At 63.1% G+C, this 25,837-nt stretch carries 21 protein-coding genes, 2 tRNA genes and 1 pseudogene; 14 read left to right on the forward strand and 10 right to left on the reverse strand.

All coding sequences use genetic code 11. The features are described 5' to 3' along the window. Together EAO80_RS00005 and EAO80_RS00010 are read left to right on the forward strand one after the other, a co-directional pair. Nucleotides 1-992: Na+/H+ antiporter NhaC family protein (locus EAO80_RS00005; RefSeq protein WP_281272961.1), on the forward strand; the 992-nt coding region annotated here is incomplete at its 5' end. Further along, the gene (locus EAO80_RS00010) at nucleotides 989-1,267 is read left to right on the forward strand and encodes a DUF7513 family protein (protein ID WP_122087906.1); all 279 of its coding nucleotides are present in this window, start codon (nucleotides 989-991) and stop codon (nucleotides 1,265-1,267) included. The genes EAO80_RS00005 and EAO80_RS00010, both read left to right, overlap by 4 nt. 11 nt (nucleotides 1,268-1,278) lie before the next feature. Here the strand turns inward: EAO80_RS00010 and EAO80_RS20990 are convergent, their stop codons facing one another. Both EAO80_RS20990 and glyA read right to left on the reverse strand, forming a co-directional pair. Beyond that, a complete protein-coding gene (locus tag EAO80_RS20990; protein WP_449404310.1) occupies nucleotides 1,279-1,653 on the reverse strand; it encodes a hypothetical protein in 375 nt (124 codons plus the stop codon). Nucleotides 1,654-1,760: 107 nt separating this feature from the next. After that, nucleotides 1,761-3,014: a serine hydroxymethyltransferase gene (gene glyA / locus EAO80_RS00020; protein ID WP_122087907.1), complete on the reverse strand. Its 1,254-nt coding sequence runs from the start codon at nucleotides 3,012-3,014 to the stop codon at nucleotides 1,761-1,763. A gap of 144 nt (nucleotides 3,015-3,158) precedes the next feature. Between glyA and EAO80_RS00025 the strand changes: the two genes are divergently transcribed. The 3 genes from EAO80_RS00025 to EAO80_RS00035 all read left to right on the forward strand — a co-directional run bounded on the left by EAO80_RS00025 (nucleotide 3,159) and on the right by EAO80_RS00035 (nucleotide 7,883). Continuing rightward, nucleotides 3,159-5,159 (forward strand): hypothetical protein, encoded by a 2,001-nt coding sequence (locus EAO80_RS00025; protein ID WP_122087908.1) that lies wholly within the window; start codon nucleotides 3,159-3,161, stop codon nucleotides 5,157-5,159. Between the two features lie 158 nt (nucleotides 5,160-5,317). Continuing rightward, nucleotides 5,318-6,133 carry a transcriptional regulator TbsP gene (gene tbsP, locus EAO80_RS00030; RefSeq protein ID WP_122087909.1) on the forward strand — a complete coding sequence of 272 codons (816 nt, stop codon included), beginning with the start codon at nucleotides 5,318-5,320 and terminating at the stop codon, nucleotides 6,131-6,133. A gap of 40 nt (nucleotides 6,134-6,173) precedes the next feature. Continuing rightward, nucleotides 6,174-7,883 (forward strand): YcaO-like family protein, encoded by a 1,710-nt coding sequence (locus EAO80_RS00035; protein WP_122087910.1) that lies wholly within the window; start codon nucleotides 6,174-6,176, stop codon nucleotides 7,881-7,883. Here EAO80_RS00035 and EAO80_RS00040 read toward each other — a convergent pair. The 3 genes from EAO80_RS00040 to EAO80_RS00050 form a co-directional block, all read right to left on the reverse strand. Next, nucleotides 7,880-8,227 carry a hypothetical protein gene (locus tag EAO80_RS00040; RefSeq protein ID WP_122087911.1) on the reverse strand — a complete coding sequence of 116 codons (348 nt, stop codon included), beginning with the start codon at nucleotides 8,225-8,227 and terminating at the stop codon, nucleotides 7,880-7,882. The genes EAO80_RS00035 and EAO80_RS00040 overlap by 4 nt on opposite strands. Nucleotides 8,228-8,290: 63 nt before the next feature. Then, nucleotides 8,291-9,409: a DUF63 family protein gene (locus tag EAO80_RS00045; protein WP_122087912.1), complete on the reverse strand. Its 1,119-nt coding sequence runs from the start codon at nucleotides 9,407-9,409 to the stop codon at nucleotides 8,291-8,293. Between the two features lie 550 nt (nucleotides 9,410-9,959). Then, nucleotides 9,960-10,043 (reverse strand) — tRNA-Leu (locus tag EAO80_RS00050). A 181-nt stretch (nucleotides 10,044-10,224) separates the two neighbouring features. Here EAO80_RS00050 and EAO80_RS00055 point away from each other — a divergent pair. Both EAO80_RS00055 and EAO80_RS00060 read left to right on the forward strand, forming a co-directional pair. Continuing rightward, a complete protein-coding gene (locus EAO80_RS00055) occupies nucleotides 10,225-11,748 on the forward strand; it encodes a phosphoenolpyruvate carboxykinase (ATP) (protein ID WP_122087913.1) in 1,524 nt (507 codons plus the stop codon). A 47-nt stretch (nucleotides 11,749-11,795) separates the two neighbouring features. Continuing rightward, entirely contained in the window at nucleotides 11,796-12,299 is a 504-nt protein-coding gene (locus EAO80_RS00060) for a DUF309 domain-containing protein (RefSeq protein WP_122087914.1), read from the forward strand. Here EAO80_RS00060 and EAO80_RS20150 read toward each other — a convergent pair. The 3 genes and pseudogenes from EAO80_RS20150 to EAO80_RS00075 form a co-directional block, all read right to left on the reverse strand. Then, nucleotides 12,296-12,559: pseudogene (locus EAO80_RS20150) on the reverse strand (tyrosine phenol-lyase); the annotation flags it as partial. The gene EAO80_RS00060 and the pseudogene EAO80_RS20150 sit on opposite strands and share 4 nt — an antisense overlap. Next, a complete protein-coding gene (locus EAO80_RS00070; RefSeq protein ID WP_122087915.1) occupies nucleotides 12,558-13,007 on the reverse strand; it encodes a UPF0179 family protein in 450 nt (149 codons plus the stop codon). The pseudogene EAO80_RS20150 and the gene EAO80_RS00070, both read right to left, overlap by 2 nt. A 25-nt stretch (nucleotides 13,008-13,032) precedes the next feature. Continuing rightward, nucleotides 13,033-13,416: a DUF5820 family protein gene (locus EAO80_RS00075; RefSeq protein WP_122087916.1), complete on the reverse strand. Its 384-nt coding sequence runs from the start codon at nucleotides 13,414-13,416 to the stop codon at nucleotides 13,033-13,035. Nucleotides 13,417-13,802: 386 nt separating this feature from the next. Here EAO80_RS00075 and EAO80_RS00080 point away from each other — a divergent pair, with 386 nt between their 5' ends. From EAO80_RS00080 to EAO80_RS00105, 6 genes are all read left to right on the forward strand, one after another. Further along, complete coding sequence (locus tag EAO80_RS00080) at nucleotides 13,803-15,872, forward strand: PrkA family serine protein kinase (RefSeq protein ID WP_122087917.1); 2,070 nt, start codon at nucleotides 13,803-13,805, stop codon at nucleotides 15,870-15,872. Next, nucleotides 15,869-18,145 (forward strand): PrkA family serine protein kinase, encoded by a 2,277-nt coding sequence (locus EAO80_RS00085; RefSeq protein WP_122087918.1) that lies wholly within the window; start codon nucleotides 15,869-15,871, stop codon nucleotides 18,143-18,145. The genes EAO80_RS00080 and EAO80_RS00085 overlap by 4 nt, the downstream gene beginning before the upstream one ends. Continuing rightward, nucleotides 18,136-19,446, forward strand: a complete 1,311-nt coding sequence (locus EAO80_RS00090; RefSeq protein WP_122087919.1) for a YeaH/YhbH family protein — start codon at nucleotides 18,136-18,138, stop codon at nucleotides 19,444-19,446. Before EAO80_RS00085 ends, EAO80_RS00090 begins: the two co-directional genes overlap by 10 nt. Further along, nucleotides 19,443-21,443, forward strand: a complete 2,001-nt coding sequence (locus EAO80_RS00095) for a SpoVR family protein (RefSeq protein WP_122087920.1) — start codon at nucleotides 19,443-19,445, stop codon at nucleotides 21,441-21,443. Before EAO80_RS00090 ends, EAO80_RS00095 begins: the two co-directional genes overlap by 4 nt. A 223-nt stretch (nucleotides 21,444-21,666) precedes the next feature. Beyond that, nucleotides 21,667-22,149: a DUF7344 domain-containing protein gene (locus tag EAO80_RS00100; RefSeq protein ID WP_449404311.1), complete on the forward strand. Its 483-nt coding sequence runs from the start codon at nucleotides 21,667-21,669 to the stop codon at nucleotides 22,147-22,149. 340 nt (nucleotides 22,150-22,489) lie between these two features. After that, on the forward strand, nucleotides 22,490-22,888 hold the full coding sequence (locus EAO80_RS00105) for a DUF7344 domain-containing protein (RefSeq protein WP_449404312.1): 399 nt from the start codon (nucleotides 22,490-22,492) through the stop codon (nucleotides 22,886-22,888). Between the two features lie 89 nt (nucleotides 22,889-22,977). On the opposite strand, the gene EAO80_RS00110 is transcribed toward EAO80_RS00105, so the two are convergent. Together EAO80_RS00110 and EAO80_RS00115 are read right to left on the reverse strand one after the other, a co-directional pair. After that, nucleotides 22,978-23,052, reverse strand: a tRNA-Glu gene (locus EAO80_RS00110). Between the two features lie 55 nt (nucleotides 23,053-23,107). Further along, entirely contained in the window at nucleotides 23,108-25,081 is a 1,974-nt protein-coding gene (locus EAO80_RS00115) for a 3-hydroxyacyl-CoA dehydrogenase/enoyl-CoA hydratase family protein (protein WP_122087922.1), read from the reverse strand. A 157-nt stretch (nucleotides 25,082-25,238) separates the two neighbouring features. Here EAO80_RS00115 and EAO80_RS00120 point away from each other — a divergent pair, with 157 nt between their 5' ends. Beyond that, a complete protein-coding gene (locus EAO80_RS00120) occupies nucleotides 25,239-25,832 on the forward strand; it encodes a DNA-3-methyladenine glycosylase family protein (RefSeq protein ID WP_122087923.1) in 594 nt (197 codons plus the stop codon). Nucleotides 25,833-25,837 lie beyond the last annotated feature (5 nt).

A 25,837-nucleotide genomic window follows, 5' to 3' on the forward strand; every position in this document is an offset into this window, starting at 1 on the left:
ACCTCGCGCCCGTCAGCGACACGACGATCGTCAGCGCGGTCACGCAGGACTCGGACATCGGCGGCGTCGTCGCCTCGCGGTTCAAGTACGCCATCGTCGCCGCGATCCTCGCGCTGGCGGGCTACGTGCTCGCGAGTTCGATCATGCCCGGCGTCGAGATCGCGGGCGACGCCCGGGAGATCCTCGTCGCCGAGAGCGAGCCCATCGGGTTGGTCCACCTGCTGTCGATGGCCGCGGTGATCGGAACGGCGGTCGCCGGCCGCCACATCGTGGAGGCGATTTCGTGGGGGATCGTCGTCGCCGTCGGCGCGAACCTCCTGTTTGGACTGACCGCCGTCAGCGACATCGTCTCCTTCAGCGCGCCTGCGGACGCACCGCTGGCCGGGCCGCTTGCCTTCCTCCCGTTCCTGCAGATCGTCGAGGACCCCGACGCGGTCGGCGTCGGCGGGAGCATCGTCGACGGGGCATCCGGCTTCTTCACGCTCTCCATTCTCGTCTTGCTCATCATCGCCGCCGCCCAGATCATGATCCGAGGAGGGGCCTTCCAGGCAATCCTCGACTGGTCGCTCGAGAACCTCGCGACGAACGTCAGAAACGCCGAACTCACCATGGTCGGGTCGGCGGCGCTGATCAACGCGATCATCACGATCAACACCGCCGCCGAGGTCGCCATCGGGCCCTACATCTCGAAGGTCGGCGAGCGGTTCAACCTCAACGGCTATCGCCGGGCGAACATCCTCGACGCCCAGACCGCGGCGCTTGGCTACATCTTCCCGTGGTCGGGCGGAGTGCTCGTCGGCTACACGGCGATGCAGGACCTCCCGAACCAGTACGAGTGGTTCGACCAATCCCTTCTCGTGAACCCCATCGAGGTCGTCCCGTTCGTCTTCCACGGCTGGCTGCTGGTGGCGGTGTTCGTCCTCGCGGCGATCACCGGCTTCGGCCGCGAGTATCTGATCGACCGCGAGTCCTCGGAGGTGGCGCGGGTATGAGCTTCCTCTCGAAGTACCTCAAGGGCTGGTCGCTACGCACGACCCGTCCGACCCTCCAGCCCGGCAAGGAGGTCAACGTCTTCCTCGCGGAGTACGACCCGGGCGAGGAGTCAGCACTCGCGCTCGTTGGTGACACGCGGCTGTACGTCTCGAACGCCGGTCCCGAACACGTCGGCAAGCGCGTGCGGGTCGCCGTCAAGGAGTTCCAGCCCGACGACTCCGTGGGCTACGGCGAGTTCGTCGAGGTCGTCGGCGAGAGCTCCTACGCCGGCTAACAGTCGGCTTTTCACTCTCGCATTCGGTCGAACGTCGCCCGGAGGTCGGGTTCGCGATCGAGTCGATCCAGTTCCGCCTCGAGACCCGTCTCCGCGAGGATCGCCGCCCCGGTGGGGCGTCGCCGCATCAGGACGGTGTAGCAGTACGAGAGACGAAGCAGACGAAGGGCGTGATCGCTACCGCCCGTAGGGTCGATCCGGTAGGTCGTCCAGCCGCCGCCGGCAAAGCGATGCTCGCCGGTCCGTCCGCGATCAGTCGTTCTTCCATCCGCTTTGGGAAGTTGATATCGAGCACCCGTTCGCCGTGGATATGGCCAATCTCGCGGCCGTCGACGGTGAAATCGGTCGATCCGAACCGATGGGGACCAGTCTCGACACCGGGCCATTAGGAGACGGTTCCGACGATCCGCTCACGGTTCGTAGCCGTGGTACTGGTGGTTGTTGCCATACGACGTGGTACGTCGCCGAAGAAATAAGCGCGCGCGGGTGGGACCTACGCGTCCTCGTACAGCGGGTGGGACTGACAGAGCGCGCGGACCTCCTCGCGCACTTCGTTGCGCACGGTCTCGTCGTCGTGGTTCTCGACGATGCGGGCGATGGCGTCGCCGACCGCCTGCATCTCCTCCTCACCGAACCCGCGGGTCGTGATCGCGGGCGTTCCGGCTCGAATTCCACTCGGATTGAACGCGTTTCGGGTCTCGCCGGGAACGGTGTTGGCGTTCAGGACGATCCCCGCGTCCTCCAGTGCCTCTTCGGCGTCCCCGCCGGTCGTCTCGGGGTGTGACTCCCGGAGGTCGACGAGCACGAGATGCGTGTCGGTACCGCCCGACACCAGCGAGAAGCCGTGGTCCTGTAGCGTTTCGCCGAGCGTCTCGGCGTTCTCGACGACCTGCTCTGCGTACTCCTCGAACTCGGGTTCGAGTGCCTCCTTGAATCCGACGGCCTTGCCGGCGATGTTGTGCATCAGTGGGCCACCCTGCGCCCCGGGGAAAACCGCCGAATCCACGTCGTCGGCGAACTCCTCCTCGCACATGATGATCCCGCCGCGACCCGACCGGATCGTCTTGTGGGTCGAACCGGTGACGAAGTCCGCGGTCCCGACCGGCGAGGCGTGGACGCCCGCGGCGACGAGGCCGGTGATGTGGGCGATGTCAGCCAGATGGTACGAATCCACCTCGTCTGCGGTCTCCTGGATCCGCTCCCACTCGACCTCGCGGGGATAGGCGGAGTATCCGGAGACGATGATATCGGGATCGAACTCCTCGGCCTGCTCTGCAAGCCCCTCGTAGTCGATGTAGCCCGTCTCGGGGTCCACCTCGTACTGCTCGACCTCGAACAGTTGGCCCGTGAAGTTCGCGGGATGGCCATGGGAGAGGTGCCCGCCGTGGGTGAGGTCGAGCGAGAGGATCTTATCGCCCGGGTCGAGAACGGCGAGGTAGACGCCCATGTTGGCCTGCGAGCCGCTGTGGGGCTGGACGTTGACGTGCTCGGCACCCCAGAGCTCCTTTGCGCGCTCGATCGCGAGGGTTTCGACGGTGTCGGCGTGTTCGCAGCCGGCGTAGTAGCGCTTGCCGGGATACCCCTCGGCGTACTTGTTGGTCAGCGCGCTGCTCTGGGCCTCCATGACGGCGGGCGAGACGTGGTTCTCGCTCGCGATCATCTGCAGGCCCTCCTGTTGTCGTGTGACTTCGCCTTCGAGCGCGTCTGCGATCTCGGGATCGATCTCGCGGACGGTGTCGTACTCCATGGCGCACCATTCGATACGGACGGCTAAAATCTACCCCATATCGCTCCCGTTACCCGTTGCCCTGGCGTAGTTGTTCGTTTAACTAACCATTATCCGCCTCCGACAGACCTATTATCTACCGGTGAAATCAGTCTATGTCACACGATGATCGACTGGGAGGTAACCACGGCGGGGCTCAAGGTGTCGGATCGCCGTGCCGCCGTCGAGATAGCGGCGCCCGATTGGGGCGAGTTCTACTCGGGCGGGACGCTCCCGCGACCAGTCGATACAACGGTTTCCGGACAGGTTTCGAAGCTCGGATTCGGCGCCAGCCACGCAACTATCACGAGCCTAACTGATACGACACACGCGTCTCTCGGAACCGAGCGAACCGAACTCCCCCCCGACACGTACCTCCTCGACGTTTCGACGCCGATCGAGACCGCGGTCCGGTTCGACGGTCCCGCGACCGTTCGAACACCCGGACGCTCGCTGGAGCTCTGCTTCGGCGATCGACAGTCGGTCACGCTCGGGTTCAGGAGCCCGATCCGCGAGCCCGAATCCACGATCGAAGTCCCGCCGACGCCCGCCGGACTCGCGCGGGCGATCTCGCACCTCCACGCCGGGTTCGAGACGACCGGTCCCGAGAAATCGCTGCCCGCGCTTCGGGGCCACCCCTCACGGATCGCCTACGGCGATCGCGTCACGATCCCCGAAGGGATCGTCGACGGAACGGCCGAGACGGGAATCGAACTGCACGTCCCGGACGATCTGGCGTCGGTGCTGATCGTCGCGCCGCTCGCGTACTACCTGCAGGCCGAGGTCACAGTCGAACCCGTCGACGTGCCCACGATCGTTGCGCCGGGCGTGACCCATCGTCTCGAGGGCGACCTGCCGAGCGCGGTCGCTTCGGTGCTCCGGCGGGCCTTCTACCTCGATTGTTGCTGTCGGAAGATGGGTCCCTCGCTCGCCGGCCTGCCGGATCCGAACGCCCTCGGGATCGACTCCGATCGGCTCTCGGATCCGGTTCGGCGACTCGCCGCCTATCTCGACCTCGATGCGGAGTCGCTCGAGCTCCCCGAGTGGCACCTGGCGACGTACCTCCCGGCCACTCCGGATGGCGGGCGGGCGCTCCCGTACGCGCTCGACAGGATGAGCCTCGTCCAGCCGCCGGAAACGCGGGCGCTCGATAAGGAAGAACTGCTCCAGCGGTCACTGACCGACTTCTACCGACGGGACGCCCCCGCGGTTTCAGTCGACGTGACCACGCCCGTCCTCGGTCCGGCCCGTTCGCACGCCTGGCTCGACGAGACGACGCCGATCGACGTGTTCAACGCGCGGGTCGAGGCGTTCGAGAACGGTCTCTCGGGCCTCGATACCGACGGACGATTGCCCTTTATCGTCGTGCAGAACGACCCCGAGATGGAAAACGAGTACGCGGAGGTCACCCGGATCTACGAGGAACACGCGAGCGACCTCCCGATCGACGTTTCGGTCCATCACCAGCTGACGCGTTCGGAGCTGTCGTCGGTGTTCGAGCGCCCGAGCGCGTTCGTCCACTACGTGGGCCACTGCGACGTCGGCGGGCTGCGCTGTACCGACGGCAACCTCTCGATCGCGGACCTCGAGGAGAGCAACGCCCAGACGTTCTTCCTGAACGCCTGTGGCTCGTTCCACGAGGGGAAGGCGCTCGTCGAGCGTGGCAGCGTCGCCGGCGGGGTGACCTTCTCGGAGGTGCTCAACGAGCAGGCCGCGACCGTTGGGACGACGTTCGCACGCCTGCTGGTCTACGGGTTCAGCATCGACCGGGCGATGCAACTCGCCCGCCGCCGGATCATGATGGGCAAGAACTACGCCGTCGTCGGCGACGGCACACACGTTCTGGGCGGAAGGCGCGACCGCCATCCGGGAACGCTGACGCTCGAACCGCTCGAACCGGGCTTTTCCGTCGGCTACGACGTCCTCCCGAACTGGACGGCCGGTGGCTGGTACGTCCCGCGGGGGATCGGAAACGACACGCCGCATCTCTACGGGACGACCCCGGAGTCGGTCCTCGATCGCGATGCGATCCTCGAGATGTTGGAATCCGTCAATGCGCCGATCGTCTACGACGGCCAGTTCTACTGGCCCGAGGAACTGGCGAGCCACCTCCGTTCTCAGAACTGAGAGAGCCATACCATGCGGAATTCACGCCGTCGATTCCCGCGAGCACCCCGCGAACGGATGATAGGGAAAGATACGACTGAAAGCATTTATCTCGTGATATCAACCCTCTCTCAGCCGTTATAATTAAATAGCTGAGAAACCATTGTACACCCACAACTATGGCCTCAAATTTACTCGATGATAACATCGAAGATATACTACGAACGGTACTCGGGTCCGCTTCCGAGGACCTGCTCGTAGTGAACCCGTCCGCGGACGCGATCGAGGAATTGGTCGACGTCGCCGGCGATATCGACGACCGTCCTCGAATGCGCCTGCTCGGCGACGAGTCGACGCTCAAAACGGTGATGAGCGACTTCATCCTCGCGAGCAACGCCGCGAATCTCGTCGACGACGACTCGCTCGAGCTTCGCACGCTCGCAGACGGAAGCGAGAACTCGCTGCTCGTCACACCCAGCGAGGTCGTCGCGCTCGTCAACGTCGGCGATACGGTGGCCGGATTGACCACCGACGACGAGGAGTTCGTCTCGCTCGCCTACGACGCTTACGACGCGACGTGGAATGACGCGACCGAGTTCAAGCTCCGGACGCCGCCCCTCTCACGGGTGCGAACGACGCTTTCCGACGAGATCGGCGACTCGATCGAAGCCGACTTCAGCGGTGTTCTCGACTCGCTGCAGACGGCCCGTGGCGACGGTGACGGCCTCGATGAGGTGACAATCAGCCTGCTCGTCGCGGCGAAAAACGAGGTCCTGCTCTACGACATCTCGAAGTGGGGCGAGGACGTCGGTATCGCGAGCAAGGCGACGTTCTCCCGGACGAAGACCCGCCTCGAGGACATGGGCCTGATCGACACCGAGAAGGTCCCGATCGACGTCGGCCGCCCGCGACTTCGACTGAAGTTCGGCGATGAACGGCTACGCGATGCGAACACCGACCAGCTCGCGAGCGTCGCACAAAACCTGCTGAACTAGATCCGGTCGGTTTTATTCCGGTTCCGACCCGAGCCGACGCATGGACGTCTCAGTCGGCCTCGTCGGTTCCGGTCCCGCAGCCGAGTCCGTAGCCGCCGCGCTCGGCGATATACCCGTTTCCGTCGAGCAGTGTTCCCCCGACGAGCTATCGGATCACCGGCTCGCCGTCGTTATCGATCGGGTCGGCAGCGAACGCTTCCGCAGCGTCAACGACGAACGCGACGGACCGTGGGTGGCGATCGAACTCGGCGGTATCGGAGGAGTTTCGATTGCGGGTGTCAGTGCGTCGGTTGTGGGTTTTGCCCCCGAAACGGGCTGTTACCGATGTCTCGGATCGCGAGTCGGAGCCGGCGACGTGGAGACGGACGAGGCCGACGTGGATCCGGGCGACGCACGACTGGCGGGTGCGCTTGCGGGCAATCGGCTCGCAGCGACTCTACAGGAAGGAAACGAACTCTTCGGACGCGTACTCGAACTCCCGTATACGGAACGCCGACTGCTTCCGATTCCGACGTGCGATCGCTGCGGCGGTCCGTCGGGTCCGCCGACCGAGGCGGGCGAAGAGCGCTCGGTCGAGGAGGCGATCGCCCACGCCGAGGGTGGCGTCGACGATCGACTCGGGATCGTCCGGACCGTCGGAGAGATCGCGTCGTTTCCGGCCCCGTACTATCTGGCGACAGCCGCCGAAACGACGGACTTCAGCGACGCCAGCGCGCCGACGCAGGCGGCGGGCGTCGCGCCTGACTGGGACGCGGCGTATATGAAGGCGCTCGGCGAAGCGTTCGAGCGCTACAGTGCGGGCGTGTATCGCGACGAGTGGTTCGAATACGCCCGTTCCGACGATCTCGATGACGCGATCGCTCCGGAGCGATTCGTCCGCGCCGAGCCGACCGACACCGAGATCCCGTGGGTGGTAGGCGAACGGCTCGACACCGATGAGCCGGTCTCGATCCCGGCCGAGTTCGTCCAGTTCCCGCCACCGGAGAAACGCTTCGGATCGGCGATCACGACCGGTCTGGGACTGGGGAACACACGCTCGGAGGCGCTTCTGTCCGGGCTGTACGAGGTGATCGAGCGCGACGCGACGATGCTCGCGTGGTACTCGACGTTCGAACCGCTCGGACTCGGCGTCGAGGACGAAACCGTCGCGACGCTTACCCGGCGGGCGGCCAGCGAGGGGCTTTCCGTGACGCCGCTGTTGGTGACACAGGACGTGGATGTGCCCGTCGTCGCGGTCGCCGTCCACCGTGAGAGCGAAACCGGAAACGACGGTGAGTGGCCGCGCTTCGCGCTCGGCTCGGCCGCCGACCTCGATGCGACGGCCGCGGTTCGATCCGCGCTGTGCGAGGCACTCCAAAACTGGATGGAGCTTCGTTCGATGGGGGCCGAGACCGCGGGCGAGGAGTCAGGCTGGATCGGGCGGTACGCCTCCTTCCCGGAACCCGCCGCCGACCTCATCGAGGTTTCGGGGCAGATCCAAGCGAGCGCGGTCGGAAGCGAACCGCTCGATTCCGAGCGGGAACTCGATTCGGTCGTCTCGCGTCTGGGCGACGTTGGACTGTCCCCGTCCGCGGCGTGGCTCACACCGGTCGACGTCCGCGAACTCGGGTTCGAGGCCGTGCGCGTCGTCGTTCCCGAGGCCCAGCCACTCTTCACGCGCGAACCGGTCTTCGGCGAGCGGGCACGGTCCGTACCAGCGTCGATGGGATTCGATCCGCGCCTCGAACGCGACCCCCATCCGTACCCCTAAGCGAGGTGTTTGATCGACAGCGCGAGTCGCTCGCCGGTGTCCAACTCGACGGAGAGGACGCTCGGCTCGTCGCCGAGGTCGAATACGTCGGTGATCTCCCCGCTGACGCGTTCGACACCGCCGTCCTCGTGTCCAGTACTAATCGGAATTTCGACGCGCTCGCCGATCAGTTCGTGGGTCTGGGCGGCGGCGTTTTTCGTTCCGATTCGGAAGACGCCCGCCGAGTGACTCATGACGACCCGGCCGACACAGAGCAAACAGCAGTCGTCGACCCGTCCGTAGTAACAGCCGCCCCTGTACGCCGGGAGATGGAGTTTGTCCTCCGGACCCCGTTCTCCTATCATCGGTACTGGTAGTACATGTGCTCACTTAAATCTATACACTAGCTGACATACCGTTCGGGAAACCTACACACCGAACGTAGCCCGAAGGGTGTCGCGTGTTCCCGGTCCGAGTCCGACAGCGAGGATCGCGACCAACAGTAGCATCGAATACTGGGGACTCTCGTCGAAGATCTCGTCGTTGAAGACCCACACGACGAACAACGCGGCCGCGATCTTGACGAACAAGAACGGCCAGGCGGTTCCGATGGCCGCCGAGACGGACGCGGGCTGAACCGTGCTGGTAATGTCGATGATCGCGCTGTTGACGACGTGTTTCGGCGAGTAGGACGGGATCCCGAGTTCGGTCGCCCAGTCGAGGCTGAGAACGTTCGCCAACCCGTCGACGGTGTGACCCCAGATGACGAGGATCCCCATGTAGCCGGTCGCGTCGTTCACATCGGGGGCGAACCGCTCGGTTCCGATCCACGCCAGCGCCGCGACGACCGTCGCACCGACGACCGTGATGATCGTGATCGTCGGGTTGGTCTCGATAGCGTCCGTGCTCGTGGCGAGCCAGACGAGGGAGCCGATGGTGACTGCGAACGCGAGCGCGCCGATCCCCGCGAGCGGGTACTCGTAGCGACTGACCAGTCCCCGTCGTTCGGCGGCGACGCTTACCAGCAGCGCTGCAAGCGTGACGAAAAAGACCGTGAAGTAGATGAACGGACTGATGAACAGGCTGCTGAGCGGGAAGCCGATCGCGGGTTCACCGGTGGTCCGAAGCAGGGCGACGCTCGCGTCCTCGACGGTTCGCAGCGCGCCGCCGAACAGCATGAACGGGAACAGCGCGAAGAAAAACCCCTGTCCGAAGCCGAGATCGAGGCGACGAAGGAGGAATATCACGCCGACCAGCGCGAACACCAATATGAGCGCGTAGCTCACGGTCGATATCGTCGTGTAACCCGGTTCGGCGACGACGCCCGTCACACAGTCGCCACCGAGGACTGCCTCGCCGTTGATGCGCTGTGCGCAGGCGTTGCCGGTGCCGTCCGCGACGACCGGCCCCCAGAAATATCGCCAGAGAAATCCATCATAAACCTGCCGAGGAAAGGCAACCGCACCGATTACGAGGGCGGTGATCGCCGTGACCGCGGCGGCGACCCACGCCTGGACCGGGTCGATGCGATCGGAAACGCCGTCCATGTTTCAGTAGGTGTATGCGAGGAGTTTTAGGGTTCCGGTCTAGCTCTGACGATACGTTTCGTCCTCCTTCATTCGGAGGGACACGACCAGGCCCGAAGTTCGTCGACCCCGATGCCGAGTCCAGCCCGTAGGACGGATCGTACCTGCACATCCGACGGGAGGTGGCGAGCTTCCCGAGCATGATATTGAGCAAGAGGTCACGTCGGCGTCGGCATGGGAAACAGTCGGACTCAAATAGTAGGTATTATTTAAATTAAAATTGACAAGAATCCAAAGACATATACCCAAGTATGATACTGTATCACACTGTGGGATCGATGAACAGACGATACCCGGAATGGCACTGTCAGACGTGTGGGAAGCCGCTTCGTATCTGGCCGTGTCTCAACTGCGACCATCGCCAGCGGTTGGGAGCCACGTCGGCCGACTGAATGCGAGCGGTCGATACCGTTTTTCGTATCCAGTCCCGAGCGTTGGGACTGACGGTCGGGGTCTGTGAGAACTTTGCGAGGGAAGAGCGCTCCGAGAGCGCCTTCCGCACTCTTTCGAGTGCGAGGGGAGGGATTTGAACCCACGGACCTCTACAGGAGCGGATCTTGAGTCCGCCGCCGTTTCCGGGCTTGGCTACCCTCGCACGCACCGACTGGTCAGTTAGCCGGCCGCTAAAAGATTCCGAATCGCGCCGTAGCCGGAAACCGACCGTGCGTCTATCTCCGCGGTGATGATACTACGATACGAGTTAATTTCTTGCAGAAATCGGCTGTGTGATTTATAGCCACGGTATAATTAAGGGTACAAGCGACGGTAGGGGTAATATGTCCGGCGACGCGACCCCCGGCGAGACCATCGAGAGGGCCCGATCGGTCGATCCCGAGTCCGAATTCCCCGATCCCGCCTCCGAAACGGTGCTCTACGAACCGAGTTTCGAGGAACTCCGTGCGTTCTCGAAGCCCCTCGAAACGACCACCGAGTACGGTAGCCCGAGCTACGTCAGCCAGTTCCGATCCCGGAGCTCCGAGCGCACGAAAAACGCGGTCGATCACACGTTCACGGGTGAGGACTGGGATCTCATCGACCGTGCGCTTTCGGCCGCCGGGACGACCGAACTGGTCTGTTTCGACCGGATGGTCGGTCGCCACCCCGAGCACGCCTACTGCTGTCGGCTGTTCGTTCCGAAGGAGTACGGTCGAATCGCACTGGCGTGGGCGAAGCTGCTCGATCCCGCTCCCGATGGCCACGAACCCGATTTCTACACCCTCCAGCTGCCCGATACCGAGGAAACCGCGATCCGGGTGCTCCCCGAGGAGGGCCTCACCGTCGTCCTCGGTAGCGATTATACGGGCGAAGCGAAGAAGTCGTTCCTCCGACTGTTCATGTACCGGGCGAAACAGCGCGGCGGGCTGGGACTACACGCCGGGACCAAGCGGTTGACCCTCGAGGACGACGACGGGCTCTCGGAGGTGTATCAGGCCTTCCTCGGGCTCTCGGGAACCGGGAAATCGACGCTCACGGGCCACGGCTGCTGGCTCGATTCGCCCGAGTCGGCGGTCATGTTGCAGGACGACGTCTGTGCGCTCTTTCCCGACACCCTCGCGGGTAGCGAGGGCGGCGGTCTCTACATCAAGACTATCGGACTCGACGCCGAAGAACAGCCCGCGCTGTACCGAGCCGCAACTCGACCCGATGCGGTCCTCGAAAACGTCGCCGTCGCCGAGGACGGTACCGTCGACTTCGACGACGGCTCGCTCACTACCAACGGCCGGGCAGTGATCCGCCGGGACGACCTCCCGAGTGCCGCCCCCGAGATCGACTGCGATCGCGCCGATCAGGTGTTTTTCATCACGCGCAATCCGCTCATGCCGCCCATTGCACGCCTGAGCCCCGAGCAGGCGGCGGTGGCGTTCATGCTCGGCGAGTCGGTCGAGACCAGTGCCGGCGATCCCGATCGGGCCGGCGAGTCGATCCGCGTCGTCGGGACCAACCCCTTCATCGTCGGGCCGGAGGGCGAAGAGGGCAACCGCTTTGCCGACCTGATCGACGAGACCGACGCGGAGTGTTTCGTCCTCAACACCGGCTCCGTCGGTTCACAGGAAATCGGCGTCGAGGACACCATCGCGATCCTCACCGCCGCCGCACGCGACGAGATCGAATGGACCCACGACGACCAGTTAGGATTCGAGGTTCCACAGCGGGTGCCGGAAATGGCGATCGAGGAGTTCCGCCTCGCGGAGAACCACGACGCGTATGGCGAAAAACTCGCCGCGCTGCGCGAGGAACGCCGCGAATACCTCGCGGCGTTCGACACGCTCAGAGACGAGATCCGCGAGGCGGTCTACTGACGGCCGGCGAACCGAACCGTTAGGCACGCGTAGGCACAAGGGCCTGTATGGACGACCACACCCGGGACGACACCGTCGGGCCGCCGATTTCGGGCAGCCCGACCGGGTGGGAACCGAACCGAGGGCCGTCGAACGGGTGGGAGCACGGGACGCTCAGGCGGGCGACGATCCATGGTGCTCGACTCTTCAACTCGGGGGCCTACCACGAATCACACGACTGTTTCGAGGACGAGTGGTACAACTACGGCAGTGGCAACACCGAGAGCAAGTTCCTCCACGGGATGGTGCAGGTCGCTGCCGGCACCTACAAACACGTCGACTTCCACGATGACGCGGGCATGCGATCGCTGTTCGAAACCGCCCTCCAGTATCTCCACGGCGTGCCACGGGACTTCTATGGCGTCGACGTCGTCGACATCCGGACGGCGCTGTCGAACGCCCTCGACGATCCAACCACGATCGAAGGATGGCGGATCCGATTCGACGGCGTCCATCCCGAGGCCCGTGAGGAGGACTACACCTACGCTGATGCGCTCGAACACGGCCCCTAGACGGGACGGAGCTCGGCGTTGAAGTAACGAAGCGCCTCGTTCTCGGGCTCCGAGATGACTGCTAGTCCTCGAACGTTCTCGCTTCGCTCGACGACCGCGTCGGCCGTCTCTGCGACGTGTTCGAGGTGCTCGTCGTGATAGGATCTCCGTGGGAGGGCGAGACGGACGAGCTCCGGTCGGTCAGTGTTCGGGAAGGCGAACCCACCGAGTTCGACGCCCCGAACGCCGCCCTCGCGATACAGTTCACAGACCAGCGCTTCACTCCTCGGGGGCTGCGAACTCCACGGTCGTGAGTTCGCGGTCCAGCATACAGTAGTCGTGGGGCGGGTCCCCGATGACTTCCGTTACTCTGTACTCCTCGTCGAAGTCGATACCGTCGGGAACGCAAAGTTCGTGGCTCGGACACTCCGTGTAAGGACAGTCGCCGGCGAGACGCGCTTTGCTTCCTGCGTACAGCCCCTTCGAAGGGACGTTCGCTTCCGTTCTCGCCGGTGTGACCTCGACTGCATTGACGCCCGTATCGTGGACGCCACACTCCAGGGTCTGGGCGTTCTCCCGGACGCTCTCGACGCGGTACTTCCGGCCCTCGACGAGGTTCAGACACTGGCTCCGATATGGACAGCCCTCGCAGGCGGCGGCCTCGCCGTGGTAGACGAACTCGGTTCCGGCCTCCGCGAGTCGAGTCCCGATCAGCGTGAGAGTACTCATAAACGGTGATACGCCGATGCGCGGGTTAAGCCTCTCGCCCGGTCAGTTCGTCGAGCCGGTCGAGGTACGCCTCACGCGGGACCTGATAGGCACCCCGGTAGTCGAGTTCGCCGTCGGAAAATCGGCGTGTGAGCACGGCCGCAGCGTCGTCCGCGGCCGCCCGGTCGTCGTAGCGTTCCTCTGTGAGGACCACCTCCGGTTCGAGATAGAGGGTGAGATACCACCCGTTCCCGCCGCGGTTGTAGCGCTGTTCGGGTCTGCGACTCCTGTGTGGACTGTCGCTCAGGTACAGCGTCGGCAGACAGGGCGCCGGAAACGTCTGCGAGTCGAACACGTCCGGCCGGTAGACGAACACCTGTCGGTCGGGCTCGTCGCTCCAGCGCGTCCAGCCCGCCGGGGGCTCCTCCATACACCGAGATCGTCACCCGAGAACAAAGGCCCTCGGGTCGTAAACCGATGGGCACGACTAGAGAAAGACTTATGCTAACGAGGCACACCATTATTAAATAGTATCGGTATCCGCCCGCCGAACGATCCGCACTGTCGGTTTCCCCTCCCGGGTAGTCCCGAGCGGGGCGCCGACAGCGCTCCCGTTCCCATGACAGCAACCATCAACCGTCCACGCTCTCCGTGTCGGCCCGTATCGATTCAGTCGTGGCGGTTCACTGCCGGGTGTGATACCGTTTCGTCGGTGACGCGGATCAGTTGGTCTCGGTCTCTCTCCCTATCTTCGGTCGTCGGTAGCTCATCGGCATCGTCGACCGAAAGCGTGCCTCTCCGATTCCACCAACAACCATGACCGGTGACAACACCCTCAAAACCCTCAGTCAGCAGTACAGAGAGACGGTCCCGAGCGACCTACGCGACTCGAAGACGTTCGCGTGGTACTTGGAGGCCGTTCACGACGATCCGAAGATCACCAGAAACGCACACCAGCGCGTCGCGGACATGTTCGATTACTACGGGACGCGCTACGACGAGGGCTCGGGAACCGTCGAGTACCTCTTGGCGTCCGAGGACCCGTTGGGCGACGGCGAGAACACCTTCTATGGGGAAGTCGTCCACCGGGCGATCCACGAGTTCGTCAACAAGGTCAAAAGCGGGGCCCGCGGACTGGGCCCCGACCGCCGGATCAAGCTGCTCTTGGGGCCGGTCGGCTCGGGCAAATCCGCGTTCGATTCCCAACTCAGGAGCTACTTCGAGGACTATACCGCCCGCGAGGAGGGCCGGATGTACACGTTCCGGTGGACGAACCTCTGTGACGTCATTCCGGATCAGGACCCCGCCGACGACGTGGTCCAATCGCCGATGAACCAGGATCCCCTGATCCTCCTGCCCCTCGAACAACGCCAGCAGGTCGTCGACGAGATCAACGAACGCCTCGAGGCGCCCTACACCATTCGAAACGAGCAGTCGCTGGATCCTGCCTCCAGTTTCTACATGGATCGCCTGCTCGCCTACTACGACGACGACCTTCAAACCGTGCTCGAGAACCACGTCGAGGTCGTCCGACTGCTCGCCGACGAGAACAAGCGCCAGGCGATCGAGACCTTCGAGCCAAAGGACAAAAAGAACCAGGACGAGACCGAACTGACGGGTGACGTCAACTACTCGAAGATCGCCGTCTACGGCGAATCGGATCCGCGCGCCTTCGACTACTCGGGAGCCTTTTGTAACGCCAACAGGGGGATCTTCTCGGGCGAGGAATTACTGAAACTCCAGCGGGAGTTCCTCTATGACTTCCTGCACGCGACCCAGGAACAGACGATCAAGCCCAAGAACAACCCCCGGATCGACATCGACCAAGTGATCGTCGGCCGGACCAACATGCCCGAGTACCGCGAGAAGAAGGGCGACGAGTCGATGGAGGCCTTCAACGACCGGACCAAACGCATCGACTTCCCGTACGTACTGGAGTACGTCGCCGAATCCGAGATCTACGGGAAGCTGCTCAACAACGCGGACGTCCCCGACATCAACGTCGAGCCCCACACCCTGGAAATGGCGGGGCTGTTCGGCGTGCTGACCCGGATCGAGGAGCCCGACACCGAGGCCGTCGACATCATCCAGAAGGCGAAAGCCTACAACGGCGAGTCGAGCGACGGCGACGACATCGACGTGAAGAAGCTCCGCGAGGAGGGCGAATCGAACGCCGAGATCGCCGAGGCGATGGTCGGCGTCTCGCCGCGGTTCATCGGCGACGAAATCGCGGAAGCGATCATGGACTCGATGCATCGCGGGCGCGGGTATCTCTCGGCGCTCGCGGTGTTCACCCACTTCGAGGAGAACTTGGAGAACCACGGCTCGATCCCCGAGGAGAACTTCGAGCGGTATCACCGATATCTCGAACTCGTTCGGGAGGAGTACAAGGAACGGGCCATCGAGGACGTGCGCCACGCGCTGGCCTACGACGTCGACGAGATCCAACGCCAGGGCGAGAAGTACATGGATCACGTCATGGCGTACATCGACGACGACACCGTTCCGGACGATCTCACCGGGCGCGAGCAGGATCCCGACGAGACGTTTCTCAGAGCGGTCGAGGAGAAACTGGAGATCCCCGAGGACCGAAAGGACGACTTCCGCCAGGAGGTCTCGAACTGGGTCTCCCGGCGAGCGCGCGAGGGCGAGGCGTTCAGCCCGCAGGACAACGACCGCCTGCGCCGGGCGCTCGAACGGAAGCTCTGGGAGGACAAGAAACACAACATCAACTTCTCGGCACTGGTGAGCGCGAACGAACTCGACGACGACGAGCGAAACGCCTGGGTCGACGCGCTGATCGAACAGGGTTACTCCAAGGAGGGCGCAATGGAGGTACTCGAGTTCGCCGGCGCGGAGGTCGCCAAAAGCGAACTCGAGACATGAGCGGGACCGAGTACGTTCGGGAGGCGGACCGAGAGCTCGACGCGGCCTACGAGGAGCCCATGAGCCTCGCGGAGTACGTCGACCGGCTGTTTTCCCGCCCCTCGATCGGCGCCCACGCCTCGAAATACCTCCTGAGCGCGATCGAGGCCGCCGGAACCCGGACGGTGATAGAGGAGGGCGAGGAGCGCGAACGCTATCGCTTCTTCGACGACCCGCACAACGACGGCGAGCACGCGATCCTGGGCAACACCGGGGTGCTCAACGACTTCGTCGACGACCTGCGCTCGATCGCCGCCGGGCGGGGCAAGGAGGAGAAGATCATCTGGTTCGACGGGCCGACTGCCACTGGCAAATCTGAACTCAAGCGGTGTCTGGTCAACGGGCTCCGGGAGTACTCGAAGACGCCCGAAGGGCGCCGGTACACCGTGGAGTGGAACATCGCGAGCGCCGAGGACGCGCCCGGGCTGACCTACGGCGACACTCCGAAAGTCGACGAGGACAGCTGGTATCAGAGCCCCGTCCAGTCGAACCCGCTGTCGGTGTTCCCCGAACCGGTTCGTGAGGCGATCCTCGAGGACCTCGACGCCGAATACGACGATCACACGCCGGTTCGCGCGGAGACGGAGCTCGATCCCTTCAGTCGGGAGGCCTACGAGCACCTCGAGAAGCGGTATCGTCGGGAGGGCGTCGCGGACCTCTTCTCGGCGGTGACCGATCCGCGCCACCTGCGGGTGACGAACTACGTCGTCGACGTGGGACGGGGGATCGGCGTGCTCCACTCGGAGGACGACGGTCGACCCAAAGAGCGATTGGTCGGCAGCTGGATGGCCGGCATGCTACAGAAACTCGACTCGCGTGGCCGGAAGAACCCCCAGGCGTTCAGCTACGACGGCGTGCTCTCACAGGGCAACGGCCTGCTGACGATCGTCGAGGACGCGGCCCAGCACGCCGACCTGCTCCAGAAGCTGCTCAACGTCCCCGACGAGCGCCACGTCAAGCTCGATAAGGCGATCGGGATGGACGTCGACACGCAGTTGCTGATCATCTCGAACCCCGACCTCGATGCACAGTTGAACCAGCACGCCGACCGCAACGGCGCCGATCCGCTGCGCGCACTCAAGCGCCGCCTCGACAGACACGAGTTCCGGTACCTGACGAACCTCCGGCTCGAATGCGAGCTGATCCACCGTGAACTCACCGGTGAGACCGCGATCTGGGAGGGAAGCGACGGCGAGGAACTCCGCGATCGGGTTCGCGCCCCGATCTCGATCCGTATCGGCGAGCGCGGCGGGAGAGTTCGCGAACGTGAACTGGCGCCCCACACGGTCGAAGCGGCGGCGCTTTACAGCGTCGTCTCCCGACTGGACCGAGACGACCTTCCCGAGGGGCTCTCGTTGGTCGAGAAGGCGCTGTTGTTCGACCGGGGCTATCTCCGTGAGGGCGACGAGCGCATCGAAACCGATGCCTTCGAATTCGACTCGAACGCGGTCGACGGCGCACACGGGATCCCGGTCACCTTTACCCGCGACGTGATCGCGGAGCTACTCAACACGGCGCGCGACCGGAACCATCCCGACTTGGCCGTCGAGAACGTCCTCATGCCACGCGACGTGCTGAACGCGATGGCGGAACGGCTCCACGACGCGCCGATGTTCTCGCGGGCCGAGCGCCGCGAGTTCGAGGACCGGCTCGTCTCGGTCAAAAACCACGTCTTCGACCAGCAGGAGGCGGACGTCATCGACGCGATCATGCACGAAAAGCGCGTCGACGAATCGACGGTCGAGGAGTACGTCGAGCACGTCTACGCGTGGGCGACCGACGGCACCGTCGAAACCGACCAGGGCGAGGTCGAGCCCGACCCGCTGAAGATGAAGGTGTTTGAAACCGACCATCTGGGGCGCTTCAGCGACCACGAGTACGACGGAACGACGCCGATGCCTGCCGTTCGAACGTTCAGGAGGGAGCGCGTCATTACGGCACTGAACCGCCACGCGTGGCAGAACCGCACCGAGGACTTCGCCATCGACGAGGTGAACCTGCTCGACATCCCGGTGGTCAGAGACGTCCTCGAGACACACGACTGGAGCGACGTCGCGCGGATCTACGACGACTTCGATCCCGACCAGTGGGACGATCCGCCGGCGAACACCGAAACCGCGGCCGTCAAAGAGGAGACGATCGAGACGCTCGTCTCGGAGTTCGGCTACTCGCCCGCGTCGGCGGAGTTGACCGGCCGGCACGTCATGGGACAGGTGAGCTACCGATGGGACTGAAGGACGACCTCGAACGCTACCGCGAGGTGGGCGAGAAGCGCCGACAGGACCTCGCGGAGTTCATCCAGTACGGCGATCTGGGTCAGAGCGACGAGATCCACATCCCGATCAAGATCGTCTCGTTGCCGGAGTTCGCCTACGACCGCCTCGACCAGGGCGGCGTCGGACAGGGAAACGGCGGGACGCCCGAGCCCGGGGACCCGGTCGGGAAACCCCAGCCCCAACCCGGCGACGGCGATGACGGCGAACCCGGAGAGGAGGGTGGGGACCACGAGTACTACGAGATGGATCCCGAGGAGTTCGCCCAGGAACTCGACGAGCGGCTCGGACTCGACCTCGAACCGAAAGGAAAGAAGGTCGAAACCGAGGAGGAGGGCGAGCTGACCGACAGGACCAGAACGGGACCCGACAGCACGCTCGACGTCGAGCGGCTGTTCAAGCAGGGTCTCAAGCGAAAGCTGGCGATGGAGTTCGACGAGGAATACGTCCGTGAACTGCTTCGCGTCGAGGGAATCACCCCCGAGGAGGCGTTCGCCTACGCGCGCTCGAACCATATCCCCGTCTCGAAAGCGTGGATCGACGACGCGTTCGACTCGCTTCCGGACGCCGAGCGCGGGCGGTGGGCCAGCATCGAGACGATGGAGGAGAACGTCGATCGCGAGCCGCTCAGCCAACGGATTCGCCGCGACGGCGTCGGGCATATCCCGTTTCGGCGCGAGGACGAACGTTATCGGTACCCCGAGGTCGTCACGAAACCCCAGCACAACGTCGTCGTCGTCAACATTCGAGACGTTTCGGGGTCGATGCGTGAGGACAAGCGCGAACTGGTCGAACGGACCTTCACCCCGCTCGATTGGTATCTCACGGGCAAGTACGACACCGCCGAGTTCGTCTACATCGCCCACGACGCGAGCGCGTGGGAGGTCGAACGCGAGGAGTTCTTCGGGATCCGCTCGGGCGGCGGGACGAAGATCTCCGCGGCCTATGAACTCGCCGCCGCGATCCTCGAGGAACGGTACCCGTGGCGCGAGTGGAACCGCTACGTGTTCGCGGCGGGCGACTCGGAGAACTCCTCGAACGATACCGAAGAGCGGGTGATCCCGCTGATGGAGAGGATCCCGGCGAATCTACATGCGTACGTCGAGACCCAGCCCTCAGGCAGCGCGATCAATGCGACCCACGCCGAGGAGATCGAGCGCCGACTGGGCGACCGGGAGAACGTCGCGGTGACCTACGTCTCGGGGCCCGACAACGTCACGAACGCGATCTACGAGATACTCAGTACGGAGGACGAGCCATGACCACGAACTACGAGGCCCAGCGCATCGCGGACGAACTCGAAGAGCCGGTACGGGAGGCAAACGAACTGGCGCGAAAGCTCGGGCTCGAACCGTACCCGGTGAACTACTGGATCGTCGACAACGACGAGATGAACCAGCTGATCGCCTACGACGGCTTTCAGGAGCGCTATCCCCACTGGCGATGGGGGATGAAGTTCGACCGCCAGCAGAAGACCAACCAGTTCATCGGCGGCAAGGCGTTCGAACTCGTCAACAACGACGATCCCTCGAACGCCTTCCTGCAGGAGTCGAACACGCTGGCGGACCAGAAAGCGGTCATCACGCACGTCGAGGCACACGCCGACTTCTTCGCGAACAACCGCTGGTTCGGGCTGTTCACCGGTGACGACCGAGCCACTAGTCCCGAAGCCGCCGCGATGCTCGCACGCCATGCGAAGGCGATCGAGGTCGCGATAGCCGACCCGGACATCGAGCGAAGCGACGTCGAACGCTGGATCGATAACGTGCTTTGTATCGAGGACGCGATCGACCAGCACGCCCCGTTCGTTCGCCAGCGGATCCGCGAGGACGACGACGAGGAACGGGCGGACGTACTGAATGCGCTTGATGGGCTTGGACTCTCCGAGACGGTCAAACACGAGGTGTTCGATGAAGAGTGGCTAGAGGGCCAACGCGACGACGAGACGGCCGAGTCGTTTCCCGAGCACCCCGACTCCGACCTTCTGGCGTTCCTTCGCGAACACGGCAAGCAGTACGACGCGGACACCGAGCGCGCCCGTGAGATGGAGCCCTGGCAGCGCGAAGTGCTTGACGTCCTCCGGACGGAGGCGTACTACTTCGCGCCCCAGCGCATGACGAAGGTGATGAACGAGGGGTGGGCCGCCTACTGGGAGTCGATGATGATGGGCGAGGAGGGATTTGCCGACGCGACGGAGTTCATCGACTATGCGGACCACCAAGCACGCGTGCTCGGTTCGCCGGGGCTGAACCCATACAAACTCGGCAAGGAGCTCTGGGAACACATCGAGAACGCCCAAAACAGGCGCGAGGTGATCGACAAACTCCTGCGTGTCGAGGGAGTCACCTGGCGGAACTTCCACGATACCGTCGATATCGAGCGGGTACGCGAGCTGCTCGAACCGCATACGCCACTCGGCGAGATAACTCTTGATCGCCTCGACGAACTGGAAGCGTTCGAGGGTGCAGTCGATACCGATGCACTCACACGGGCGCGGGCGGGCGAGATCGATCTCGACCGGTATCCGTGGAAAGTCCTCTCGTATGAGGGACTCGCGGAACGCCACTACTCGCTCGTGAAACCGCAAAACCGTGGCGTTCTCCACCGGATCACACAACAGGATCTCGAACAGGCCGGTCGATACGTGTTCGACGACGCGCTGTATGCGACCGTCAACGAGGCGATCGCGGACGTGGACCGGACCGCAGGCTGGCGGCGGATGGCCGAGATCAGGGAGAGCCACAACGACGTGACGTTTATCGACGAGTTTCTGAGCCAGGAGTTCGTCGATCGCCACGACTACTTCACCTACGAATACGCCCACGCAACCGGGGACTTTCGCGCGACGAGTACCGCCGCCGCCGCCGTCAAAAAGAAACTCCTGTTGCAGTTCACGAACTTCGGCAAGCCGACGATAGAGGTTCACGACGCCAACTTCGGGAATCGAAACGAGCTGCTGATGGGCCACCGGTATAACGGCGTCGCACTCGACATCGAACAGGCGAAACAGACCCTCGCACGCGTGTTCGAACTGTGGGGACGACCGGTAAACCTCATGACGATCAGAAGGGAAGTATCCGATAAAGACGTTGAAGTCGCACGTCGACGCAATCGGGAGCCCGAACCGTCCGAACGAGGAGTTCGAATCCGATACGACGGAACGGAGTTCGAGACGACCGACCTCGAGGAGGAGTTGACGGCGACGATCGAAGCCAGCGATATCGACTACGACACGAAACCCGACGAGTGGCTCGCGTGACTTCCGGCTCGATGGACTATCGGTGTCGATTTCGCGGCTAAATAACACTCCAGATCACCCGAACGGCTACTGTTCATGTGGCTCAGGCCTCGTATGATCTCCAGTCGAAATTAATGTCTTGTAGATTACTATTGAAAAAATACGTAACAATAATAACAGTTCCCCTTGTGGCCGTAGATGGGGATGAAGGGGGAGTTTCTGTGAGAGACATGCGGGGAAACGTATGAATGGCGACTCGCCGACATTATCGGAGGGTGAAATCCATGACATCCTCCGCAACGATAGACGGCGAGCGGTCATCGTGTTCCTTACGGAACACGATGGTCGAGCGACGATCCGAGACCTCTCCGAGTATATCGCGATGCTTGAGAGCGATGAGAACCCACCACCACGAAACGTCCGTCAGAGCGTCTACGTCTCACTCCATCAAACACACCTTCCCAAACTGGACGGTTTGGACGTCGTTGATTACGACACCGATAGCAAGGAAGTCGAACTTCGCGATCGGGCGGACCAAGTCAGGGCGTATATGAATCAAGCCGAGACGAACGATACCGCCGTACTGGTTTATCTACTCATTGGAATCCTCGGTGTGTTCGTCTCGCTCGCTTCGTCCATGGGAGGGTCAATGGTAATTCCGTGGATCTGGGTAACGCCACTGTTTCTCGCGCTCGTGCTCTTGAGTGGATATCAGTTATGGCGATAGTCGAATTATAAGCTATTAGATGAATACCACACCACTTCACATCGGATCCTGACTATATGTAGTGTATAATATGTCTTTTGTAAATATTGATAGTATAACATACATACTCACTCGTATACTCAGTTACATTTCAATGGAACTCCTTTGATATATACTTTCTGATAGTTCCACTACTGTCCCGATAGATGAACAGTTCACTTAGATTTAATGACTGCGAAAACCATTGAACGATATTCTGTATTTATTATGCTTTTGAAAATATGTGTTAGTAGGCATCATGAGTATCCAGACGCCGCCCGCCGAAGACACCGCCGTTGAATCGACAGAGGACAGTCGCACCATGTCGAAGGACGACCTATTTCACCTCCTTCAGAACGGTCGGCGACGTGCCGTGTTGCGGTACTTCGCTTCCCGCCCTGAACAGAGAAAATTTGATATGCGAACCGTCGCAGAAGCGATCGCCGCCTGGGAAAACGAGATTCCCGTCGAACAACTGAGTTCCGACCAGCGTCAACGTGTTTACATCGCGCTGTACCAGTCCCACCTTCCCAAACTCGACGATTACGGCGTGATCGAGTACAACCAGTCGCGCGGACTCATCGTCCCGACGTCGCTAACGGCGATGTTCGAGCCTTACTTGGAAGGGGAGTTCGAGACGGCACCGCTTGACCAGCGCGTGACCGTCCCCAAGGACCAGTCCTCTCTCGGATCGGCTGTCCGGTCCCTTCTCAACCGCTGAGCAGGGCCGGGTATTGTTCCCGCTACACTGCTGAAAGTCGGTTTATTCGATAGCGAGCGAGCCCGCACCCAAATCGATGAATCGAAGAATGCTCGGTCGGGGATTTGAACCCCGGTCATCGGCTCGAAAGGCCAATATGATTGGCCGGACTACACCAACCGAGCTATCGCGTTCTATCGTTCCCGGCAGATTCGTTTAAACGTTCCGTTCCTCGTCGGCTTATTCGCCCTCGTACTCCGGATCGCGATCGCTCTGGAACGCCGAGAGGCCCTCCCAGAGGTCGTCCGTGGTGAATAGATGGCCGAACCCGCTTGCCTCGTATTCCAGACCGGCATCGATATCACCTCTGCCGGCGAGCATCGCGCGCTTCGTGAGTTTCTGTGCGATCGGCGGCCCGCCCGCGAGGTCGCCTGCGATCTGGCGGGCGCGCTCGTCGAACTCTTCGGTCGAAACGACCTCGTTGACGAACCCGTAATCGTACATCGTCTCGGGCTCGTAGTCGTTGTCCGCGGTGAAGATGATCTCTTTCGCGCGACCTTCGCCGACGATTCGGGGAAGACGTTGGGTCCCACCCCAACCGGGCATGAGGCCGAGGTTGTGTTCGGGCTGGCCGAACTGCGAGCGCTCGCTTGCGATCCGCATGTCCGCACAGGCCGCAAGCTCCATCCCGCCGCCGAGACAGTAGCCGTCGATCGCCGCGAGAACGGGCTTGGGGACCTCCTCGAGGCGACCGAACACCTCCTGTCCTCGTCGGGACAGTTCGGCGGCTTCGAGGCCGCTACCGGCCGCGGCCGTCGAGGCGTCGAAGCCGGCCGAGAACGCCCGATCGCCTGCGCCCGTCAGGAGGATCGCGCGAACCGCGTCGTCCTCGGTCAGTTTGTCGAGCGCGTCGTCGATCTCCTCGATCATGTCCGTCGTGATCGTGTTCATTCGGTGGGCCCGGTCTATCGACAGGTGACCGACCCGCCCGTCGATCTCGACTGCGATGACGTCGTACTCGTAGCCGTCCGAATCGGTCTCCTCGACGGCGTCGTAGAACCCGCCGGCATCGGCGCGCTCTCTGAGGTATTCGTCGGGCTGGTACCGCTCGTGGCCCGTCTCCTCGTATGCGGATTCGAGCGTTTCGAGCAGCGATTCGAGCCCGTACTCGTCGACCACGGCGACGGGCCCCTCGGGCCAGCCGCCACCGAGAGTGACCGCCTCGTCGATCGAGTCGGGCGGGGCGATGTCCCCGCCGATCAGCTTCGCGACCTCGTTTGCCATCGAGGCAAGCAGCCGGGCCTCGACGAACTCCGATCCTTCGTCGGCCGGGATCTCGGCACCGGGGCCGTCCTCGTAGTCGTAAAAGCCCTTGCCGGTCTTCTTCCCGAGCTCCTCGTTTTCGACCTTTTCTGCGAGCAGCGGCGCGGGCTCGTAGGCCTCGCCCAGCACTTCGTTCATGTACTGGAGGACGTGGTAGCTCACGTCGTTGCCGACCTGGTCGCCGAGTTCGAACGCACCCATCGGGTGGCCGATGTCGAACTTCGTCGTCGAGTCGACCTCGGTGATCGTCGCCTCGTCCTCGCTGACGAGCCACGCGGCCTCGTTCATCAGTGGGACGAGCACGCGGTTGACGATGAAGCCGGGTGCGTCCCTGTGGACGCGCACGGGGGTCTTCCCGAAGTCCTCCGCGAGTGCCTCAGTGAGTTCGAGCGTCTCCTCGCTCGTGTGTTCGCCGGTGATGACCTCGACGAGATCCATCCGAACCGGCGGGTTGAAGAAGTGCATCCCGCAGAAGCGCTCGGGTCGCTCGGTGACCTCCGAGAGTTCGGTGATCGACAGCGAGGAGGTGTTAGTCGCGAAGATCGCCTCGTCAGGGGCGTACTTTTCGACGTCGGTGTAGACGTCCTTTTTGATCTCCATCTGTTCGGGCACCGCCTCGATCAGGAAATCGGTCGAGGAAACGGATTCCTCCATATCGACGACGGGTGTGATTCGATCGAGGGCGGCGTCGGCCTCCTCCTGCGAGATCCGGTCGTTCTCGGCGAGCTTTCCGAGGCTCCACTCGATCTGCTCGTAGCCGTTCTGGACGAACTCATCCTTGATGTCACGCATGTACACGTCGTAGCCGGCGATCGCGGCGACCTCCGCGATCCCGTGGCCCATGTTTCCGGCACCGAGAACCGTTATGGTGTTGATATCGTTGATCTCCATACCGCCAGTGCGTCTGCTACCCGTTTCAACGTTTCCCTCTCCGAGATTAACAACTGATGATTAGTTTATCACGCTGCCGTCGAAGCGTCGAGCGGCGAACCGACGTCCAGCGACGGGAACCGACACCGTCAGGTGATCGGGGTCCCTACCCGGTCCGATGACAGACGCCGCGCTCGCGCGCCTGCGCGAGGATCCCGTGATGGCAACGGTGATCAACGAATACGACTTGTACACCGAACAAGAATGGGAGTCGGGTTTCGAACGGCTCGTCGTCTCGGTGATCAACCAGTCCATCTCGACGGCGGCCGCGGCCGCGGTCAGAGAGCGGGTCTATGCGCTGTTCGACGGCCCGATCACGCCCGAGGCCGTCCTTGCGGCCGACGACGAGGAACTCGCCGCTGCGGGACTGGGAAGACGGAAAGCGGAGTACGTCAACACCGCCGCGGAGGCGTTTCTCGAACGCGATCTGAGTCGCGAAGCGCTCGCTGATCACACCGACGAGGAAGTGATCGAGGAGCTGACACGGATCCGCGGGATCGGCGAGTGGACCGCCCGGATGTACCTCCTCTTCGTTCTCGAACGTGAGGACGTCCTCCCATTGGGAGACCTCGCGGTCAGACGCGGTATCGAGGAGCTATACAACGACGGCGAGGAACTCACTCGCGCCGAGATGCGCGAGATCGCGGAGGCGTGGCGTCCCTACCGGTCGACCGGGACGAAGTACGTCTGGGCGGCTTACGAGTCGGACTGAAGTCG

The sequence above is a fragment of the Halalkalicoccus subterraneus genome, from assembly GCF_003697815.1.
GTDB lineage: Archaea > Halobacteriota > Halobacteria > Halobacteriales > Halalkalicoccaceae > Halalkalicoccus > Halalkalicoccus subterraneus.